The organism is Aliihoeflea sp. 2WW, assembly GCF_000497755.1.
Lineage (GTDB): Bacteria > Pseudomonadota > Alphaproteobacteria > Rhizobiales > Rhizobiaceae > Aliihoeflea.
Map to the genome: position 1 here is coordinate 102,809 of NZ_AYOD01000044.1, position 20,749 is coordinate 123,557.

Genomic DNA, 20,749 nt, shown 5'->3' on the forward strand with positions numbered 1-20,749 from the left:
AGCATTCCGCTGCGGCACGGCTTGCACCGCAGCGAATTGTGGCCCTAGATTGGCGCGAGCAACAAATTCCAGGATGCAGGCGGGCATCCGGTGCTGGGTGAGCGGGCAAATCAAGAATCCGGCCGCGTCAGTCGACCGATCCCGCCTCCATGCGAAACATTCCCAGGGAGGACGAATTGGCCAAAGCGACCGAAAAGACGAGCAAGGCTGCGAAGGACGACGCAAAGCCGGCAGCGAAGAAGCCAGCAGCCAAGAAGGCGCCGGCCGTAAAGGCGGCCGCAGCCGCAAAGCCCGCTGCCGCCAAGACGAGCACTGCCGCCAAGCCGAAATCTGCGCCGGCAAAGACTGCTGCAAAGAAGCCGGCCGCAAAGCCAGCGGCAGCCGCAGCCGCCACACCCGTCGATGCACCGGCGGCTGCGCCCGCACCCGCAAAGTCTGCCGCCGCCAAGGTCTCCACCCCGAAGACCACTGCGAAACCAGCCGCGAAGAAGCCTGCGGCCAAGGCCGCAAAGCCCACTGCAGAAAAGGCAGCGGAAGCACCGGCTGCTTCGAAGCCGGCGGCTTCCAAGGCCAAAGCGTCCACCGCCAAGCCCAAGCCGGCTGCCGCCACGGCAACGAAGGCTGAGCCTGCCGCTGCCCCGGCAGCGGTGGCCAAGCAGTCGGCGGCAAAGGCCGACAAGCCCTGGCTCGCCAATTATCCGAACGGCGTTCCGGCCGAAATCGCACCGCTCGAATATCAGTCGCTCGGCGATCTGATGGTCGATTCCTGCCGCAAATACGGCTCGAAGCCGGCCTTCACTTGCATGGGCAAGTCGATCACCTTCACCGAGCTCGAGAAGCAGTCGGCAGCGTTTGCCGCCTATCTGCAGGGCAAGGGCCTGTCGAAGGGCGCGCGCGTCGCCATCATGATGCCGAACGTGCTGCAATACCCGATCGCGATGATGGCGGTGCTGCGGGCAGGCTATACGGTCGTCAACGTCAACCCGCTCTACACGCCCCGCGAACTCGAGCATCAGCTCAACGATTCGGGCGCCGAAGCTATCGTCATCCTGGAGAACTTCGCGGCCACCTTGCAGCAGGTGATCGGCCGCACCAAGGTGAAGCACGTCGTCGTCGCGGCGATGGGCGACCGGCTCGGGCTCAAGGGCATCGTCGTCAATCTCGTCGTGCGCCGCGTCAAGAAGATGGTGCCGAACTGGTCGCTTCCGGGTCACGTGCCGTTCAACGATGCGCTGAAGGAAGGCGCCAAGAAGACGTTCCGCAAGATCGATGTCGGCCAGGACGACGTCGCGTTCCTGCAATATACGGGCGGGACGACGGGCGTTTCGAAGGGCGCGACGCTGCTTCATCGCAACGTGCTCGCCAACGTCGCGCAGAACGCATTGTGGGTGGAGGCTGCCTATTCCAAGAAGCCGAAGCCGAAGGACGTCGTCTATATCTGCGCGCTGCCGCTCTACCATATCTACGCGCTGACCGTGAACGCGCTGATGGGGATGCAGCAGGGTGCGCAGAACATCCTGATCCCCAATCCGCGCGACATTCCGGCCTTCGTCAAGGAACTGCAGAAGACCCCGTTCCACGTCTTCCCGGGCCTCAACACGCTGTTCAACGCGCTCCTCAACAATGCCGACTTCCAGAAGCTCGACTTCAAGCCGCTGATCCTGACCTTCGGCGGCGGCATGGCGGTGCAGAAGCCCGTCGCCGACCGCTGGCAGAAGCTTACCGGCATCGTCATCGCCGAGGGCTACGGCCTGTCGGAGACGGCACCGGTCGCGACCGCCAACCGCTTCGACGCGGACGAGTTCTCGGGCACGATCGGCATGCCGATCCCGTCGACCGAAATCGTCATCCGCGACGAGGACGGCAAGGACGTGTCGTCCGGCGAGGTCGGCGAAATCTGCATTCGCGGGCCGCAGGTCATGGCAGGCTACTGGAACCGGGCCGACGAGACCCGAAAGGTCATGACCGATGACGGCTTCTTCAAGTCGGGCGACATGGGCTTCATCGACGAGCGTGGCTTCGTCAAGATCGTCGACCGCAAGAAAGACATGATCCTCGTCTCCGGCTTCAACGTCTATCCGAACGAGCTGGAAGAGGTCGTCGCCGAGCATCCGGGCGTTCTCGAGGTCGCCGCGGTCGGCGTGCCGGACGAGCATTCAGGCGAGGTGCCGAAGCTCTTCGTCGTCAAGAAGGACGAGAAGCTGACCGAGCAGGAAATCATCGATTTCACGCGCGACAAGCTCACCGGTTACAAGCGCCCGCGCCATGTCGAATTCCGCAAGGAACTGCCTAAGACGAATGTCGGCAAGATCCTGCGGCGCGAGTTGCGATAGAAATCGAAAGGCCCGCTTCGGCGGGCCTTTTTCGTTAGGCCTTACCGGCCGTTCAAATATCCCGGCAGCTCCGCAATGGACCCGAGCACCACATGCGCTAGCGGCTCCAGCGTCGCGCGGGTGCCGGTCCCGCTGAGGACGGCGACGCGCAGGCCGGCGCCAGCGGCCCTGCCCGTCTCCATGTCGTGGTTGTTGTCGCCGACCATTGCGATTTCGGACGGCTTCAGGCCGGCCATGTCGGCGAAGGCGACGATGACGTCGGGCGCGGGCTTGGGGTTGGCCACGGCGTCATAGCCGTATGCAGCCTCGAACAATTGCGAGACGCCGAGCGTCGCCAGCGTGCGCTCCGCGCCTTGCGTCGAATCGTTGGTTGCGACGGCGAGGCGGAAGCCGCGCGCGTGCAGTGCGGACAACGCGTCGATGATGCCGGGCAGCGCGACGGCGCGGGCGGCGCCCTCGATGGCCGTGACCGTGTCGAAATGGGCAACGTGCTCGCGGCGTTCCGTGGCGCTCGCCTGCGGATACCAGCAATCGACGATCTCGGCATTGGTGCCTGCCGCGAAGACCGAATCGGCACGAAATTGTCCCGCAGCGAAGTCGTAACCGGCGCGCTCCATCAGGAGGTTTGCCCCGGCGCGGTCGCCGCCGGCAGCTTCGAGCGCCAGATGGTCGCCGACCGAGAACCAGGTCGCGTTGAAGTCGACCAGGGTGCCGTCCTTGTCGAACAGGATTGCCTTGATCGCCATCACGCGTTTCCACGCAGCGCATGAATGCGAGCGACGAGGCCGGCCGTCGAGCCGTCGCGGCCCGCCGTCCCTTCCTTGCCCTCGACGATGGGAAGGAGGCCGGTCGCGAGTTCCTTGCCGAGTTCGACGCCCCACTGGTCGAATGCGTTGATTTCGAAAAGCTGCGCCTCGACGAAGACCCGGTGCTCGTAGAGCGCGATCAGCCGGCCGAGCGTGAGGGGGTCGAGGGTGCGATAGAGGATCGTCATGGAGGGCCGATTGCCCGTGAAAACGCGGTGCGGGGCGATCTTTTCGACTTCGGCTGCGTCCATGCCCTTGGCGAGCATCTGCGCGCGCGCTTCCTCCAACGTGCGCCCCTTCATCAGCGCCTCGGCCTGCGCGAGGCAGTTTGCGAGCAGGAGATCGTGCTGGTGCTTCAACTCAAGCTCGTGGCCCTCGGCGGCGACGAGGAACTCGACCGGCACGATATCCGTGCCCTGGTGGAGAAGCTGGAAGAATGCGTGCTGTCCGTTTGTGCCGGGCTCGCCCCAGACGACCGGCCCGGTCGGCGTCGCGACGGGCGCGCCGTCGACGGTCACGCCCTTCCCGTTCGATTCCATGTCGAGCTGCTGCAGGTAGGCCGGGAGGCGCGCGAGGCGCTGGTCATAGGGGATGATCGCGCGCGAAGGATAGCGGCAGGCGACGCGGTGGAACCAGCCGATCAGGCCGAGCATTACCGGCAGGTTTTGCGCCAGCGGCGCTTCTGCGAAATGACGGTCGATGGAATGCGCGCCGGCGAGCATTCGACGGAAATCGTCCGGGCCAACGGCAAACATGACAGGCAGACCGATGGCCGACCAGAGCGAATATCGCCCGCCGACCCAGTCCCAGAAGCCGAAGATGCGGTCTTCGCGAATGCCGAACGCGCCGACCTTGTCGAGCGCGGTCGAGACGGCGGCGAAGTGGTCGGCGACGGCCGCCTCGCCCAGCGCGTCGGCGATCCAGCGTTTCGCGGTCTCGGCATTCGTCATCGTCTCGATGGTCGTGAAGGTCTTCGAGGCGACGATGAAGAAGGTCGTCTTCGGATCGAGGCCCTTCAGCGTGTCGGCGATATGCGCGCCATCGACATTGGAGACGAAGTGAAGTCGCGGTCCGTCATGGTACGGCGCGAGCGCGAGCGTCGCCATGGCCGGGCCGAGATCGGAGCCGCCGATGCCGATATTGACGACGTCGGTGATGGCGCCGGCGCGCAGTTCGTCCGCGAAGGCGGCCATCGCATCCAGCACGCGGTGGATGCCGGGCACGACATCCTCGCCGTCGACGACCAGCGAGGCTTCGCGCGGCAGGCGGAGCGCGGTGTGGAGGACCGCGCGCCCTTCGGTGATGTTGATCGGCTCGCCGGAAAGCATCGCGTCGCGCCGTGCTTCAAGATTTGCCGCCTCGGCGAGCGCGACCAGAAGGTCGACCGTCTGCGCGTCCACCGCGCATTTGGAATAGTCCAGCAGCAGGTCGTCCAGCGTCAGCGAAAACACATCGAAGCGACCCGGATCGGCGGCGAACAGGACCCGCATGTCGACCGGCGCGCGGGCTCCCTGATGCGCGATGATCTCGGTGCGGGCGGCTTCGAGCGTGGAGTTTGGCAAGCTGGCAACTTTCGGTCTGACGGGGTCGCGAAGGTTAATCAGCGCCCGCTCACGAGCGCAAGGGCAGCCCTTGCGTCAAGGACCAATCACTTTTGCACACTGGATGGATCAATAAATATCATTGGCGCAACCAATTGGACCAGACTTGATCCCGTTGGACCACAGGCATAGGCTGGTTCGCATGTGAAGGATATCGCCATGGCTGCTCGCACTGATCCCGCTATCTGGTCCGGACTGTTCCGCATCTCGCCCGAATCGGGCCAGACGCTGCAGGCGCAAATCCGCCAGGCGATCGTCGCCGCCATTCTCGACCGCCAGATCGCGGCCTCCATGCCCCTGCCCTCCTGCCGGGTGCTGGCGGAGAAGCTGGGCGTGGCGCGCGGCACCGTCGTCCTCGCCTTCCAGCAGCTCGTCGACCAAGGCTTCCTGATCGCCAAGGAGCGGCGCGGCCATTTCGTCAATCCGGAAATGCTGACCTTGCCGGCGCGTGCGCCCGGCGCGATCCGCAAGAGCGACCCGACGCTCGACTGGAAGAGCCGGCGCAAGGTCGCCGCCTCCGAAATGCCCGAGCCGTCGAAGCAGGAAAACTGGATCAGGGCCTCCTACCCCTTCGTCTACGGGCAGTTCGATCCGGGCCTGTTTCCAACCGCCGAATGGCGCGAGTGCAACCGCATGGCGCTGGCGGTGCTCGAAATCCGCAACTGGGCGTCGGACATGGTGGACCGCGACGATCCGCTGTTGATCGAGCAGATCCAGGCGCGGCTCCTGCCCCGGCGCGGCATCTTCGCCAATCCGGACGAGATCATCGTCACGCTCGGCGCGCAGCACGCGCTTTACATGCTGGCGACGCTGCTAATGGGCCGCGGCACCAAGGTCGCCATGGAAAATCCCGGCTACCCCGATGCGCGCTCGATCTTTCGGCTCTCCGGCGCCGATGTCGTGCCGGTGCCGGTCGATCGCGAGGGCATCGATCCCGACGCCATTCCCGACGATTGCGGCTTCGCTTTCGTCACGCCGAGCCACCAGTGCCCGACCATGGTGTCGCTCTCCGAGGAGCGGCGGCAGAAGCTGATCGCCGACGCGCAGAAGCACGACCGCATCATCATCGAGGACGGCTATGACAGCCAGCTCGTCGACGACGCACCGCAGCAGGCGCTGCGCGGGATCGATCGCTCCGGCCGCGTTATCTATGTCGGCTCGATGTCGAAGACGCTCGCGCCGGGCCTGCGGCTCGGCTACATCGTCGCCTCGGCCGAGCTGATCGCCGAATTGCGCGCGCTGCGCCGCTTCATGCTGCGTCACCCGCCGGCCAACAACCAGCGCGCCGTCGCGCTGTTCCTCTCGCTCGGCCATCACGAAGCGTTGGTGCGCCGGCTGTCGACCGCCTTCCAGGAACGGCGCGAGCGGCTGATCGGCGCGGTGTCGTCCTACCTGCCCGAATGGCGCATCACCGATACGCCGGGCGGCACCTCGCTCTGGCTCGAAGGCCCGCACGGGACCAGCGGCAAGGCGCTGGCCGAACTCGCCGCCTCGCGCAGCGTGCTGATCGAGCCAGGCGCACGCTTCTTCGACCAGCCGGAGAAGAATGGCCGCTTCGTGCGGCTCGGCATCTCGTCGATCGCGCTCCAGCACATCGAGCCGGGCATCCGGGAACTCGCGACCGCGGCAGGGCGGCGACCGGCCGCCGCCTGAGCCGAATTTGGTCCATCGGGCAAAATCCCGGTGGACTAACCGACCAGTAATTTCGGACGCATAGTTGAGCCACCTTTTTCGCTTGGGTGGAGCGTCAGATGTCGGTCGTTCTCGAAGATCACGAAGCCCAAAGGTCGCGACGCTCGGGCGGGCGCGAAGCGCGGCGGGCCATCCGCGCAGCCCCGCTCGCCGAGGACATCCGCCCCGTCCGCGCGGGGCTCGAAGGCGGGCGCTACAGGCCGCTCGACCGCGCCGATCTCGACCGTATTCATGAAGCGGTGCTGACCGTGCTTGAAACGGTCGGCTTTGCCAATGCGATCCCGTCCTGCCTCGAGGCGCTGACCCGCGCCGGAGCAAGCTACGGCCCCGACAAGCGTATCCGGTTCCCAAGGCGTCTGGTGCTCGAGACCATCCGAAATGCCGCGCGCGGGTTCACGCTGCACGGGCAGGAGCCGCAGCACGATCTGGTGCTCCAAGGCACCCGCGTCCACTACGGCACGGCCGGCGCGGCGGTGCATGTCGTCGACGTGGAAAAGCGCGAATACCGCGAGTCGCTGCTGCAGGATATCTACGACGCGGCACGCATCGTCGACCGGATGGACAACATCCATTTCTTCCAGCGCCCGATGGTGCCGCGCGACATTCCCGATCCGTTCGAGATGGATTTGAACACGCTTTATGCCTGCGTGACCGGGACCACCAAGCATGTCGGGACGTCCTTCACCACAGCGGACAACGTGCGCCCCGCGCTCGACATGCTCTACGCGATCGCCGGCGGCGAGGAGAAGTTTCGCGCGCGGCCCTTCGTGTCGAACTCCAATTGCTTCGTCGTGCCGCCGATGAAGTTCGCCGAAGACGCGTGTGGCGTGCTTGAGGAATGCGTCAAGGGCGGCATCCCGATTCTGCTTCTCTCCGCCGGGCAAGCTGGCGCCACCGCGCCAGCGGCGATTGCGGGGGCGGTCGTTCAGGCGGTGGCGGAGGTGCTGGCCGGACTCGTCTATGTCAACGCACTGAAGCCCGGCCATCCGGCGATCTTCGGCACGTGGCCCTTCGTCTCCGACCTGCGCACCGGCGCGATGTCGGGCGGCTCGGCCGAGCAAGCCCTATTGACCGCAGCCTGCGCGCAGATGGCGCAGTATTACGACCTGCCGGGCGGATCGGCGGCCGGCATGGCGGACTCCAAGCTGCCGGACATCCAGTCCGGATTCGAAAAGGGCATCACCGACGTGATGGCGGGGCTGTCCGGCCTCAACCTCGTCTATGAGGCGGCCGGCATGCACGCCTCGCTGCTCGGCTTCTGCCTCGAAAGTCTGATCATCGACAACGATATGATCGGACAGTGCCTGCGCTGCGTGCGCGGCATCGACATGTCGGAGCCGTCCCTGTCGATCGACGCGATCAGCGATGTCTGCCTCAACGGACCCGGCCATTATCTTGGCCACAGCCAGACGCTGGAGCTGATGCAGCGCGAATATTTCTACCCCGCCATCGCCGACCGGTTCAGCCCGAAGAAATGGGCCGAGAAGGGCAAGCCCGACATTCTCCAGCGCGCCATCGCCGAAAAGAAGCGCATTCTGGCCACGCACTTCCCGCGCCATGTCTCGCGCGTGCTCGACGACAAGCTCCGCGCGCGGCATCCGGAAATTCGCCTGCCGCGCAGCGCGATGGGGCACTGACCTTGGTGTAATGGACAAGACGGCGGCGCTGGGCTAGGCGTTGGCAAGAACAATCGAGGGAGGGATTTCTGCCATGGCGATGATCATCGAGGGCGAGGAGAAGATCGAAGCGCCGGTGCAGAAGGTCTGGGAAGCGCTCAACGATCCCGAAATCCTGCGCGAATGCATCCCTGGATGCGAGAGCCTCGACAAGAAATCCGATACGGAGATGGCTGCGGTCGTCTCGCTGAAGATCGGGCCGATCAAGGCGCGGTTCAATGGTGAGGTCCAACTCGTCAATCTGAACCCGCCCCACTCCTATACAATCCAAGGGGAAGGCAAGGGCGGCATCGCCGGCTTCGCCAAGGGCGGCGCGGACGTGTCGCTGAAGGAAGACGGCGACGCCACAATCCTGACCTATGCCGCCAAGGCCGATGTCGGCGGCAAGATGGCCCAGCTCGGCTCGCGCCTGATCACCTCGACCTCGAAGAAGCTGGCGGGTGAGTTCTTCTCGAATTTCAATGCCAAGGTGAGCGGCAGTCGGGCAGAGGTTTGAGCCCCATGGGTCGGGGGCGCGCGCGGTTCCGGTTCACATTTTTCGTAAATTGACCCCCACCCTTACCCTCCCCACAAGGGGGAGGGAGTCGCGGGCGCTGCGCTCGGACTTCAGCCAATGGGCCGAGCGGAAGGGCGCAGCGTGGATGCCCTCCCTCCCCCTTGTGGGGAGGGATAAAGGGTGGGGGTAGCGCACTGTCCACAGCCGCTACCCTAGACGAAATCACCCCTTGCGCGCGGCGCGAAAGTCGGCCGGGCGCTTTTGGAGGAAGGCGGCGACGCCTTCCTTGTAGTCGTCCGACATGCCCGCCTCCCGCTGGTATTTGCGCTCGGCGTCGAGCTGCGCGTCGAGCGCGTTGGTCGATGCTTCGTGGATCGCCTTCTTGGTCAGCGCATAGGCGTTGGTTGGGCCTTTGGCGAAGGTTTCGACCAGCTTGATCGCCTCGTCCATCAGCCGTTCGTCATCAACGGCTTTCCAGATCAGGCCCCAATTGGCGGCGTCTTCGGCAGAAAGCGGTTCGGCCGTCATGGCGAGCGCCTTGGCGCGCGCTTCGCCGAGATGCCGGGTCAGCCAGTAGGTGCCGCCAGCGTCAGGGACGAGCGCGATCTTGGAAAAGGCCTGGATGAACTTCGCCGACTTTGCGGCCAGCACGATGTCGCAGGAAAAGGCGATGTTGGCGCCGGCACCGGCCGCGACGCCGTTGACCGCGCAGACGACCGGCTTTTCCATCGCGCGTAGCTTGCGTACCAGCGGATTGTAGAAATTTTCCAGCGTCTTGCCGAGATCGGGGCGCTCGCCCATCATCGCCGGGTCGCGGTCCGAAAGGTCCTGGCCCGCGCAAAAGCCGCGGCCGGCGCCGGTCAAGAGGATCGCGCCGCAGTTCGCGTCCTTCTCGCATTCGTCCAGTGCGGCGCGCAGCGCATGGTGCTGCGCCTCGTTGAACGAATTCAGCCGGTCCGGCCGGTTGAGCGTGATGACGGAATAGCCGTCCCGCTTCTCGTGAATGACGACGTTCTGGCTCATGGCCTCCCCTCCCCCTTTTCGCAACTATTCGAAGACGATCTTCGGCGTCGCCGCTTCGCTTGCAGCCACTTCCGCGCGCAGCCGTTCGAGCACCTTTTGCGCGATGCCGCGATAGACGCCGGCCTGCGGTCCGGTCGGGTTTGAGACCACGACAGGCGTTCCCGCATCCGATGTCTCGCGCACGTCCATCGTCAGCGGAACGGCGCCGAGGAACGGCACGCCAAGGCGTTCGGCCTCGCGCTCGGCCCCGCCATGGCCGAAAATGTCGTAGCGCGCGCCGGTGTCGGGCGCGATGAAATAGCTCATGTTCTCGACGATGCCGAGCAGCGGTACGTCGACCTTGCGGAACATGTTCAAGCCCTTGCGGGCATCAATCAGGGCGAGGTCCTGCGGCGTCGAGACGATGACGGCGCCGGCGAGCGGCACGTTCTGCGCCATGGTCAATTGCGCGTCGCCGGTGCCGGGCGGCATGTCGACGACGAGCACATCGAGTTCGCCCCACTGCACTTCGCGCAGCATCTGCGTCAGCGCGGACATGACCATCGGGCCGCGCCAGATCATCGGCGTCTCTTCCTCGACGAGGAAGCCCATCGACATGACCTTGACGCCGTAATTTTCCATCGGCTTCAGCGTCTTGCCATCGACCGTCTCCGGCTTGCCACTGATGCCGAGAAGACGCGGCATGGACGGACCGTAGATGTCAGCATCGAGAACGCCGATCTTGAGGCCGAGGGCGGAAAGGCCGAGCGCGATGTTGACTGCCGTCGTCGACTTGCCGACGCCGCCCTTGCCGGACGCGACCGCGATGATCGAGCGGATGCCAGGCACGCCGCGCTTGCCGGATTGCGTCGAGGGCGGCGCGGTCGGAGGCGCGGGACGCTGGGCGGGCTTCGGTGCGGGACGTGGAGGCGCTGCCTCCATGCCGCCGCCCTTCTTCTCCGCCGTCAGCGCGACGACCGCGCCGGCGACGCCGGGGATCGCCTTGACCACGCGCTCTGCCGCCGCACGCAACGGCTCAAGCTCCTGCGCACGGGCAGAGGGTACGGTGATCGAGAAGAACACCTTGGAATCGGCGATGAAGATATCCGAGACGAGCCCGAGCGAGACCAGGTCGCCCTCGAAATCGGGGCCCTTTACGGTCTGGAGCGCTGCGAGGACGGTTTCCTTGGTGACGGTCATGATGCACGTTTCGCTGGAATGGACTGATGAGCAGATAGGCCATTATCGGCCGCGAACCAAGCGGCGAAGTTTTTCGCACGCTCGATGTCGGCACCGAAGCGGCGCGTGCGTCCTTTGCGCGAACGACATCAAGGAAGGAGTTCGTCATGCAGGAAAAGCTGACCACATGGCTCTGGTTCGAGACCGAGGCCGAGGAGGCGGCGCGCTTTTACGCGTCGGTCTTTCGCAACACGTAGATCGGCGATGTTCTCAAGGCACCGGGCGGCGGCGAGCCGCATACCAAGGAAGGTCAGGTGCTGACCGCCGAATTCCGGATTGAGGGCCACGGCTTCGTCTGCCTCAATGGCGGTCCGCATCCGGGCGCAGCGCGCTCGGATAGCGTTTCGTTCCAGATCCTGTGCAAGGACCAGGCGGAGGTCGACGAATACTGGAACAAGCTTTCCGCTGACGGGGGACAGGAGGTGCAGTGTGGATGGGTCAAGGATCGCTATGGTTTTTCGTGGCAGATCGTGCCCGAAATCCTGCCGCGCCTGATGGCTGCCCCGGACCGCGCGAAGGCCGCGCGGGTCACGGCCGCAATGATGAAGATGATCAAGCTCGACGTTGCGGCGCTCGAAGCAGCCGCGCGCGGCTGAGGCTTTCGCGGCAGCGTCGCGCGCGATAGGGTCCGGCCATGATCGACAGGCTGGAATTCTTCATCGCGCTTGCACGGGCGCAGCATTTCGGCCGTGCTGCCGAGGAGCTCGGCATCACCCAGCCGACCCTTTCGGCCGCGATCAAGGCGCTGGAGGACCAGCTCGGCGTGATGCTGGTCAAGCGCGGCTCGCGCTTCCAGGGACTGACCGCAGAAGGCGAGCAGGTGCTCGTCTGGGCCCGGCGGATCACCGGCGACGCGCGGACCATGAAGGAGGAGATGCGCGCGGCGCGGCATGGCCTTTCGGGGCGCATCCGAATCGCCGCCATTCCAACGGCGCTCGCCATGATCCCGCGGCTGACGACGCCATTTCGCGAGCATCATCCAGGCGTCACTTTCTCCGTCCTGTCGCGCACTTCGATCGAGGTCCTCTCGCTGCTCGGCAATTTCGACATCGATGTCGGCATCACCTATCTCGACAACGAGCCGCTTGGCCGCGTCGTTTCGGTGCCGCTTTATTCGGAGCGCTACCAGCTCATCACCGCCGCCGGCACCGAATTTGCCGACCGCCGTTCGGTCACCTGGGCCGAAGTCGCCGACCTGCCGCTCTGCCTATTGACGCCCGACATGCAGAACCGGCGCATCATCGACCAGCATCTGGCCGAGGCAGGCAGCGTCGCCCGGCCGACGCTGGAATCGAACTCGATGATCGTGCTGTTTTCGCATATCCGCACCGGCAAATGGTCGTCGATCATGCCGCTCAACCTTGCCGAGACCTTCGGCTTCGCAGAGCCGATCCGCGCGATCCCCATTGTCGAGCCCGACGCAAGTCATCTGGTCGGTCTCGTGGCGGCCGACCGGCAGCCGCACACGCCGCTCGTCGCGGCGCTTCTGGACGAGGCGATGACGCTCGCAGGCGACTTCGACGCCGAGCGCTGACCTAATGTCGAATGAGGGCGTTTGATAGATTTTCTCTATCAATCGACGATTCAGCTTTATTGATTCCGTGGCATTTCTGCGGCTTGATCGAAATCGCACATATGCCTTGATCAGGGAGGGCGCTGCGTGACGATGCAGCAGGCAAGTACCCAGATCGCAGCGAGGACCGCTGCCATCATCGCAGAGCATCAGGGGCTGGAGGGTCCGCTGCTGCCGATCCTGCATGGCATTCAGGATGAATTCGGCTTCGTGCCGCAGGACGCCCTGCCGGTGATCGCCGACGCGCTCAACATCTCCAATGCCGAAGTGCATGGCGTCGTGACTTTCTATCACGACTACCGCCGCGCCCCTGCCGGCCGCCATGTCGTCAAGCTGTGCCGCGCGGAAGCCTGCCAGTCGATGGGCGGCGATGCGCTGGCGGCAAAGCTGCAGGTGCTGCTCGGTATCGGCTTCCACGAGACGTCGGCCGACGGCGCGGTGACGCTCGAGCCCGTCTATTGCCTCGGCCTTTGCGCCTGCGCGCCCTCCGCCATGGTCGATGGCGAGGTGATCGGCCGGCTCGATGCCGAGCGGATCGAAGAGATCGCGGTAGAGGTGCGGGCATGATGTCGGCGACTTTTTTCGCGCTGCACACCCCCCTCTGGCCTGCCGGCCATCTCCCCCTCAAGGGGGGAGATCACGCGGTGTCGACGACGAGACTAATCTCCCCCCTTGAGGGGGAGATGGCCGGCAGGCCAGAGGGGGGTAATGCCGGTTGGGAGGCGTTCGGATGACCGCGATTATATACATTCCCCGCGATTCCGGAGCGCTGGCGCTCGGGGCCGATAAGGTCGCAAAGGCGGTTGAGGCCGAGCTTGCCGCGCGCGGGATCGATGCGAAGATCGTGCGCACGGGTTCGCGCGGGCTCTACTGGCTGGAGCCGATGGTCGAGGTGGAGACAGGGAATGGCCGTGTCGCCTATGGCCCGGTGCGTCCGTCCGACGTCGCTTCGCTGTTCGACGCCAATTTGCTTGTTGGCGGCAAGCATGAAAAGTCGCTCGGCAAGCCGGAGGAGATTCCGTTTCTCGCCCGCCAGACGCGCCTCACATTCGCGCGCTGCGGCATCATCGATCCCGTGGCGCTCGACGACTATCGCGCTCTTGGCGGCCTCGCCGGGCTCGAGAAGGCCGTCGCGATGGCGCCGCTCGACATCGTCGCGACCGTGACCGAATCCGGCCTGCGCGGCCGCGGCGGGGCGGGTTTTCCGACCGGTATCAAATGGAAAACCGTCCACGATGCGCCGGGCGAACGGAAATATATCGTCTGCAATGCCGATGAGGGCGACTCGGGCACCTTTGCCGACCGGATGATCATGGAGGGCGACCCGTTCGTGCTCATCGAGGGCATGGCGATCGCCGGCATCGCGACGGGCGCGACCAAGGGCTACATCTATATCCGCTCGGAATATCCGCACGCCGTTGCGACCATGAACGCGGCGATCGACGTCGCGCGCGGCGCGGGCGTCCTCGGGCCGCGCGTGCTCGGCTCTGCGCATGCGTTCGACATGGAAGTGCGCGTCGGCGCTGGCGCCTATGTGTGCGGCGAGGAAACCTCGCTGTTGAATTCGCTGGAAGGCAAGCGGGGCGTGGTGCGCGCCAAGCCGCCGCTCCCTGCGCTGCAGGGGCTCTTCGGCAAGCCGACCGTCGTCAACAACGTCATTTCGCTCGCTTCCGTGCCGATCATCCTCGACAAGGGCGCGGCGCACTACAAGGATTTCGGCATGGGCCGCTCGCGCGGCACCATCCCGATCCAGATCGCCGGCAACGTCAAGCATGGCGGGCTGTTCGAAGCCGCGTTCGGTATGACGCTGGGCGAGATCGTCGACGAGATCGGCGGAGGGACGGCTTCGGGTCGCCCGGTCAAGGCGGTGCAGGTCGGCGGACCTCTCGGCGCCTATTTCCCGCGTGCGCTGTTCGACACGCCGTTCGACTACGAAGCGTTCGCCGCAAAGGACGGGCTGATCGGCCATGCCGGCATCGTCGTTTTCGACGACAGCGCCGACATGCTCTCCCAGGCGCGCTTCGCTATGGAGTTCTGCGCGGTGGAATCCTGCGGCAAGTGCACGCCGTGCCGGATCGGCTCGACGCGCGGGGTCGAGACGCTGGACAGGATCGGAGCCGGCATCGAGCCGGAGGCAAACCTCGCGCTCGTCTCCGACCTTTGCAACACGATGAAATTCGGTTCGCTCTGCGCGCTGGGTGGCTTCACGCCCTATCCGGTGATGAGCGCCATCACGCATTTTCCAGATGATTTCAAGCCGCGTGAAGTCGCGGTCGCAGCCGAATAGGAGAACCAGATGGGTCTCGTTCACGAAGTCGACTACGGCACACCCGCCGCGAAGTCCGAAAAGCACGTCACGCTGACGATCGACGGCCGCTCGGTCACCGTGCCGGAAGGCACGTCGATCATGCGCGCGGCGATGGAACTGGGCACCGAAATCCCGAAGCTATGCGCGACCGACATGCTGGATTCCTTCGGGTCCTGCCGCGTGTGCGTCATCGAGATCGAGGGCCGGGGCGGCACGCCGGCCTCCTGCACGACGCCTGTCGCGGAAGGCATTTCCGTACGGACGCAATCGGACCGGCTGGGCGCGATCCGGCGCGGCGTCATGGAGCTTTACGTTTCGGATCATCCGCTCGGCTGGGACGCAAATTCCGGGCTCGGCGGCAGCGAATTCGATGCCGTCCTGAAGACCGTCGGCCTCACAGAAAACCGCTATGGCCATGAGGGCCGCAACCATGTGGCACCCGGCAATGGCTCCCTCAACATCGACTATATCGCGCGCGATACCTCCAACCCCTACTTCGCGTATGACCCGGCGCAGTGCATCGTTTGCTCGCGCTGCGTCAGGGCCTGCGAGGAAGTGCAAGGCACCTTCGCGCTTACCGTCGAGGGGCGCGGCTTCGACTCGCGCATTGCGGCGGGGCCGACCAATTTTCTTGAATCCGAATGCGTTTCCTGCGGCGCCTGCGTGCAAGCCTGCCCGACCGATGCGCTGCGCGAAAAATCCGTGCTTGAAAAGGGCATGCCGACGAGCTCGGTCGTCACGACCTGCGCCTATTGCGGTGTCGGCTGCTCGTTCAAGGCGGAAATGCAGGGCGAGGACCTGATCCGCATGGTGCCGTGGAAGGACGGCAAGGCCAATCGCGGGCATTCCTGTGTCAAGGGCCGCTTTGCCTACGGGTACTCCAACCACAAGGATCGCATCCTCAATCCGATGGTTCGCGAGAAGATCAGCGATCCGTGGCGGGAGGTGACGTGGGATGAAGCATTCGCCCATATCGCGAAGGAATTCCGCCGCATCCAGTACCAGTACGGCAAGGGCGCGATCGGCGGCATCACCTCCTCGCGCTGCACCAACGAGGAGACCTATCTCGTCCAGAAGCTGATCCGGCAGGGCTTCGGCAACAACAATGTCGATACCTGCGCGCGCGTCTGCCACTCGCCGACAGGCTATGGGCTTGGCCAGACCTACGGCACCTCTGCCGGCACGCAGGATTTCGATAGCGTCGAACAGACGGACGTCGTGATGATCATCGGCGCCAACCCGACCGACGGTCATCCCGTCTTCGCCTCGCGGCTGAAGAAACGCCTGCGCCAGGGCGCAAAGCTGATCGTGCTCGATCCGCGCCGCACGGACATCGTGCGTTCCGCCCATATCGAGGCGCAGCACCATTTGCCCCTTAAGCCCGGCACCAATGTCGCGGTCCTGACCGCGCTGGCCCATGTCATCGTCACCGAAGGGTTGTTCGACGAGGCGTTCATCCGCGAACGCTGCGACTGGTCGGAATTCGAAGACTGGGCAGCCTTCGTCGCCGAGGAACAGAACTCGCCGGAAACCGTCGGCGCGCTCGCAGGCATCGACCCGGAGGAAATTCGGGGGGCCGCGCGTCTTTACGCCAGGGGCGGAAACGGCGCGATCTACTACGGGCTCGGCGTCACCGAACATTCCCAAGGCTCGACCACGGTGATGGCGATCGCCAACCTTGCCATGGCGACCGGCAATATCGGCCGGCCTGGTGTCGGCGTGAATCCGCTGCGCGGGCAGAACAACGTGCAGGGCGCATGCGACATGGGCTCGTTCCCGCACGAATTGCCGGGCTACCGGCACATTTCGGGCGATGCCGTTCGCGACATCTATGAAAGCCTTTGGGGCACCAAGCTCGACAACGAACCCGGCCTGCGCATCCCCAACATGCTCGATGCAGCGGTCGAAGGAACGTTCAAGGGCATCTACATCCAGGGCGAGGACATTCTCCAGTCCGACCCGGACACAAGCCATGTCTCCGCAGGTCTTGCTGCCATGGAGTGCGTCGTCGTGCACGACCTGTTCCTCAACGAGACGGCGAACTACGCCCACGTCTTCCTGCCGGGCTCGACCTTCCTCGAAAAGGACGGGACCTTCACCAATGCCGAGCGCCGCATCAACCGGGTGCGCAAAGTGATGGCGCCGAAGAACGGGCTTGCCGACTGGGAGGTGACGCAAAAGCTCGCCCAGGCGATGGGGCTCGACTGGAACTACGCGCACCCCTCGGCGATCATGGACGAGATCGCCAGAACCACGCCCTCCTTCCAGCTCGTTTCCTACGAATATCTGGACAATATGGGCTCGGTTCAGTGGCCCTGTAACGAGAAGTCGCCTCTCGGGACGCCGATCATGCACATCGATGGCTTCGTGCGTGGCAAGGGCAAATTCATCCGCACCGAATATGTCGCGACCGACGAGAAGACTGGACCGCGCTTCCCGCTGCTTCTCACGACCGGGCGCATCCTGTCGCAGTACAATGTCGGCGCGCAGACGCGTCGCACGGAAAACGTCGTCTGGCACGACGAGGACCGCCTGGAAATCCATCCGCACGACGCCGAACAGCGTGGCCTTCGCGACGGGGACTGGGTGCGGCTCGCAAGCCGCGCGGGCGAGACGACGCTGCGCTCGCTGATCACCGAGCGCGTCGCGCCGGGCGTGGTCTACACGACCTTCCACCACCCGAACACGCAGGCCAACGTCATCACGACCGACTTCTCCGATTGGGCGACGAACTGTCCGGAATACAAGGTCACGGCGGTTCAGGTGACGCCATCGAACGGTCCTTCCGACTGGCAGGTGGACTACCAGGACCAGGCGCGGCAGTCACGGCGGATCGCAAGGCCGCTGGAGGCGGCGGAGTAGGCCGGGCGGGGAGCGGATAAGGTCATGCTCGTCGATCTCACCCCCGCCGGCCATCTCCCCCTCAAGGGGGGAGATCACGCGGTGTCGATGACGAGACTAATCTCCCCACCCGCGGGGGAGATGCCCGGCAGGGCAGAGGGGGGCGCGAAGGATCGCAGCCCATGCCGATTGGTCGAGGCATCCTAACCCATGCCCACAGTCGCCCCCCTCGATCTCACCGCCCACTGCATCACCGCCTCCTTCATCTCCGAAATCCCGCATTTCGCGCTCGCCGACGGCACCGTTCACCGCCTCGACCACGGTCACAAGCACCTAGACGCCCATGAAGGCGGGCTCTTGTGCGCCGTCGCCAACGAAACGCGTGACCGCCTCCTGACCGGCGGCGAAGACGGCAAGGTGCTCTCGCTCGGCACCGATGGCACGACGGAAACCCTCGCCGAGATCGGCCGCAAATGGGTCTCGGCCATCGCCGCCGGCCCGCGCAATGCGGTCGCCTTCGCGACGAGCCGGACCGCCCATGTGCGGCTGCCGGACGGGACGGTGAAAAGTTTCGACCATCCGCGCACCGCCGAAGGCCTCGCCTTTGCGCCGAAAGGAATGCGCATCGCGGTCGCGCGCTACAATGGCGCGACGCTGCATTTTCCGGCGACCGCCGGCAAGCCGGCCGAGCTCGAATGGGCGGGCGCGCATATCGGCGTCACCTTCTCGCCTGACGGCAATTTCCTCGTCACCGCCATGCAGGAAAACGCGCTCCACGGCTGGAAGCTCGCCGATGGCAAGCACATGCGCATGTCGGGCTATCCGGCAAAGGTGAAGAGCATGTCATGGGGGCCGAAGGGCAAGTGGCTGGCAAGCTCCGGTGCGCCGGCGGCGATCGTGTGGCCTTTCCAGACCAAGGACGGCCCGATGGGCAAGGCGCCGCTCGAACTCGGCACGCGCGGCGACACGATGGCCACCGCCGTCGCCTTCCATCCGACCGAGGAAATCCTCGCCATCGGCTATGGCGACGGCATGGTCATGGTCGTGCGCGTGGCTGATGCCAAGGAGGTGCTTTTGCGCCGGCCGGGCAAGGGCGCGATCACCTCGATGGACTGGGATCGCGAGGGCCGCCGTATCGCCTTCGGCGCCGAGACCGGCGAGTGCGGCGTCATCGACGTTTCGGGCTGATCAGAGTTCCCTGACGAAGTAGCGAACCGTCTTCGCGCCATAACCGCCGGTGCCGACCGCCCGAAATCCGAGCGCGGCGTGAAACGCGTCGGAGGCCGGGTTCGGCGGGTCGAGATTGACCTCGCAGGCGATCATCGTGTGTCCGTCCGCCGCGGCCCGCGCGAACAGCGCTGCGTAAAGCCGGCGCGCCAGCCCCCGCCCCCGCGCGTGATCGGCGACGGCGATGCGGTCGACATAGGCAAAGCGCGCATAGCGCTCGCGAAACCATAGGAAGTTGGGGCTGTCGTAGTCGCTCGTCTCGTCGAAGACGATGATGAACGCATCCCCGTTGCCGCAGACGCGCGCGAAATAGGAAGCATTGACGAGCTGGGCGAGCCTCGCATCCGTCAGCGGCGACAATTCGTTCTCGTGCAGCCGGTTCAGTTCGAGCACGGGTGCGAGAAGGGCGGGCGTGATCGGATCGAGCGTCGTCATGCCGACCCTGTGTCCGCTTCGCCCCGCCGCGTCAAGCGATTGCCGCAGGAGATCGCCCGCGCTAGAACCGGCGGCGATTGGAGCACATCTGATGGACGGACAGGTCTCGCAGGCGATAGGTGGCATCGACGCCGCGCGCATTCGCGAATTGCGGGCGCGCGAGGAGCGCGCCTTCGCCAAGGCGCGGCCGAGATCGCAGAAGGCCGCCGGACACGGCCTGACCGGGTTCCTCGGCGGCGTGCCGATGCACTGGATGGCCGACTGGCCGATGCCGTTTCCGATGGTCGTCGACAAGGCGACGGGCGCGACGCTGACCGACATCGACGGCCATACGCTCGACGATTTCTGCCTCGGCGACACCGGCTCGATGTTCGGCCATTCGCCAGTCCCGGTCGCGCGCGCGATCCGCCGGCAGGCGCGGCGGGGCCTCACCTACATGCTGCCGAGCGAGGACGCGCTCGAACTGGGTAGCCTCCTGACGGACATGTTCGGCCTGCCCTTCTGGCAGATCGCGACGACGGCGAGCGACGCCAATCGCTTCGCGCTGCGCGTCGCCCGGGCTGTGACCGGACGCGACAAGATTCTCGTCTTCAACGGCTGCTACCATGGCGCGGTCGACGAGACGATGGTGCGGCTGAAGGACAGAAAGCCCGTCAACCGCCCAGGCCTCGCCGGCGAATTCCGCGACCTGACGAACGCGACGCGAATCGTTGAGTTCAACGACGTCGCGGCGCTGGAGCGAGAACTCGCGCATGGCGACGTCGCTTGCGTCATCACTGAGCCGGTTCTGACCAATTCCTGCATGGTGCTGCCGGACGAAGGCTTCCATTCCGCGCTCCGCGAAGCCACGCGCAAGGCGGGCACGCTGCTATTGATCGACGAGACGCACACCATCTCCACCGCGCGCGGCGGCTACACCGCAGCGCATGGCCTGGAGCCCGACCTCTTCGTCCTCGGCAAACCGGTTGCCGGCGGCGTTCCAGCCAGCGTCTGGGGCATGAGCGCCGCCGTCGCGGCGCGCTGGGCGACCTATCAGGCGGCGAAGGAGCCCGGCTATTCGGGCATGGGCACGACGCTTTCCGCCAACCCCCTCCAGTTCGCCGCAATGCGCGCGACGCTGGAAGAGGTGATGACGCAAGCGGCGTATGATCACATGGAAAAGCTGGCCGCGCGACTGGAAAAAGGGCTGAGCAAGGCGATAGCGAAACATCGCCTGCCCTGGCACGTCGCCCGCGTCGGCGCACGCGTCGAGTTCGTCTGCGCACCGGGGCCGCTGAGAAACGGCGGCGAGGCGGAAGCCGCGCATCAGCCGGAACTCGAAGCCGCGATCCACCTCGCTCTCATCAACCGCGGCTGCCTCATCGCACCGTTTCACAACATGATGCTGATCTCGCCGACGACGCGGAAGCGGCAGGTGGATGGGCTGGTGGCGGCGTTTGGGGAGATCCTGGGAGAGCCGATTGCCTGAGATGTTCGAGCTCTACGTTGCCCCCCTCTGTCCTGCCGGACATCTCCCCCGC

The 20,749-nt window shown here is 65.4% G+C and carries 15 protein-coding genes and 1 pseudogene; 11 read left to right on the forward strand and 5 right to left on the reverse strand.

Annotation, left to right across the window (positions count from 1 at the left end):
- Nucleotides 1-176: 176 nt before the first annotated feature.
- Nucleotides 177-2,333, forward strand: a complete 2,157-nt coding sequence (locus tag ALII_RS0117690) for a long-chain-fatty-acid--CoA ligase (RefSeq protein ID WP_244437462.1) — start codon at nucleotides 177-179, stop codon at nucleotides 2,331-2,333.
- 41 nt (nucleotides 2,334-2,374) lie between these two features.
- On the opposite strand, the gene ALII_RS0117695 is transcribed toward ALII_RS0117690, so the two are convergent.
- Entirely contained in the window at nucleotides 2,375-3,079 is a 705-nt protein-coding gene (locus tag ALII_RS0117695) for an HAD family hydrolase (protein ID WP_029660682.1), read from the reverse strand.
- On the reverse strand, nucleotides 3,079-4,629 hold the full coding sequence (gene pgi / locus ALII_RS0117700) for a glucose-6-phosphate isomerase (protein WP_244437463.1): 1,551 nt from the start codon (nucleotides 4,627-4,629) through the stop codon (nucleotides 3,079-3,081). Before pgi ends, ALII_RS0117695 begins: the two co-directional genes overlap by 1 nt.
- Nucleotides 4,630-4,899: 270 nt before the next feature.
- On the opposite strand from pgi, the gene ALII_RS0117705 reads away from it, so the two are divergent.
- From ALII_RS0117705 to ALII_RS0117715, 3 genes are all read left to right on the forward strand, one after another.
- On the forward strand, nucleotides 4,900-6,393 hold the full coding sequence (locus ALII_RS0117705) for a PLP-dependent aminotransferase family protein (RefSeq protein WP_024588563.1): 1,494 nt from the start codon (nucleotides 4,900-4,902) through the stop codon (nucleotides 6,391-6,393).
- A 98-nt stretch (nucleotides 6,394-6,491) separates the two neighbouring features.
- Nucleotides 6,492-8,069, forward strand: a complete 1,578-nt coding sequence (locus ALII_RS0117710; RefSeq protein WP_024588564.1) for a trimethylamine methyltransferase family protein — start codon at nucleotides 6,492-6,494, stop codon at nucleotides 8,067-8,069.
- A 73-nt stretch (nucleotides 8,070-8,142) separates the two neighbouring features.
- Complete coding sequence (locus ALII_RS0117715; protein ID WP_024588565.1) at nucleotides 8,143-8,604, forward strand: carbon monoxide dehydrogenase subunit G; 462 nt, start codon at nucleotides 8,143-8,145, stop codon at nucleotides 8,602-8,604.
- 222 nt (nucleotides 8,605-8,826) lie between these two features.
- Here ALII_RS0117715 and paaG read toward each other — a convergent pair whose 3' ends face one another.
- Both paaG and ALII_RS0117725 read right to left on the reverse strand, forming a co-directional pair.
- On the reverse strand, nucleotides 8,827-9,627 hold the full coding sequence (gene paaG / locus ALII_RS0117720; protein ID WP_024588566.1) for a 2-(1,2-epoxy-1,2-dihydrophenyl)acetyl-CoA isomerase PaaG: 801 nt from the start codon (nucleotides 9,625-9,627) through the stop codon (nucleotides 8,827-8,829).
- Nucleotides 9,628-9,651: 24 nt separating this feature from the next.
- Nucleotides 9,652-10,806 (reverse strand): Mrp/NBP35 family ATP-binding protein, encoded by a 1,155-nt coding sequence (locus ALII_RS0117725; protein WP_024588567.1) that lies wholly within the window; start codon nucleotides 10,804-10,806, stop codon nucleotides 9,652-9,654.
- Between the two features lie 146 nt (nucleotides 10,807-10,952).
- Here ALII_RS0117725 and ALII_RS21365 point away from each other — a divergent pair.
- From ALII_RS21365 to ALII_RS0117760, 6 genes and pseudogenes are all read left to right on the forward strand, one after another.
- Nucleotides 10,953-11,441 (forward strand): annotated as a pseudogene (locus ALII_RS21365) (VOC family protein).
- 38 nt (nucleotides 11,442-11,479) lie between these two features.
- A complete protein-coding gene (locus ALII_RS0117735) occupies nucleotides 11,480-12,379 on the forward strand; it encodes a LysR family transcriptional regulator (protein WP_024588568.1) in 900 nt (299 codons plus the stop codon).
- Between the two features lie 126 nt (nucleotides 12,380-12,505).
- Nucleotides 12,506-12,985 (forward strand): formate dehydrogenase subunit gamma, encoded by a 480-nt coding sequence (locus ALII_RS0117740; RefSeq protein ID WP_024588569.1) that lies wholly within the window; start codon nucleotides 12,506-12,508, stop codon nucleotides 12,983-12,985.
- A 163-nt stretch (nucleotides 12,986-13,148) separates the two neighbouring features.
- The gene (locus tag ALII_RS0117750) at nucleotides 13,149-14,705 is read left to right on the forward strand and encodes an NADH-quinone oxidoreductase subunit NuoF (protein WP_024588570.1); all 1,557 of its coding nucleotides are present in this window, start codon (nucleotides 13,149-13,151) and stop codon (nucleotides 14,703-14,705) included.
- A gap of 9 nt (nucleotides 14,706-14,714) precedes the next feature.
- On the forward strand, nucleotides 14,715-17,588 hold the full coding sequence (gene fdhF, locus ALII_RS0117755; RefSeq protein ID WP_024588571.1) for a formate dehydrogenase subunit alpha: 2,874 nt from the start codon (nucleotides 14,715-14,717) through the stop codon (nucleotides 17,586-17,588).
- Between the two features lie 189 nt (nucleotides 17,589-17,777).
- Complete coding sequence (locus tag ALII_RS0117760) at nucleotides 17,778-18,755, forward strand: WD40 repeat domain-containing protein (RefSeq protein WP_024588572.1); 978 nt, start codon at nucleotides 17,778-17,780, stop codon at nucleotides 18,753-18,755.
- Here ALII_RS0117760 and ALII_RS0117765 read toward each other — a convergent pair whose 3' ends face one another.
- Complete coding sequence (locus ALII_RS0117765; protein WP_024588573.1) at nucleotides 18,756-19,229, reverse strand: GNAT family N-acetyltransferase; 474 nt, start codon at nucleotides 19,227-19,229, stop codon at nucleotides 18,756-18,758.
- A gap of 91 nt (nucleotides 19,230-19,320) precedes the next feature.
- Here ALII_RS0117765 and ALII_RS0117770 point away from each other — a divergent pair, with 91 nt between their 5' ends.
- On the forward strand, nucleotides 19,321-20,697 hold the full coding sequence (locus ALII_RS0117770) for an aspartate aminotransferase family protein (protein ID WP_024588574.1): 1,377 nt from the start codon (nucleotides 19,321-19,323) through the stop codon (nucleotides 20,695-20,697).
- Nucleotides 20,698-20,749: the final 52 nt, after the last annotated feature.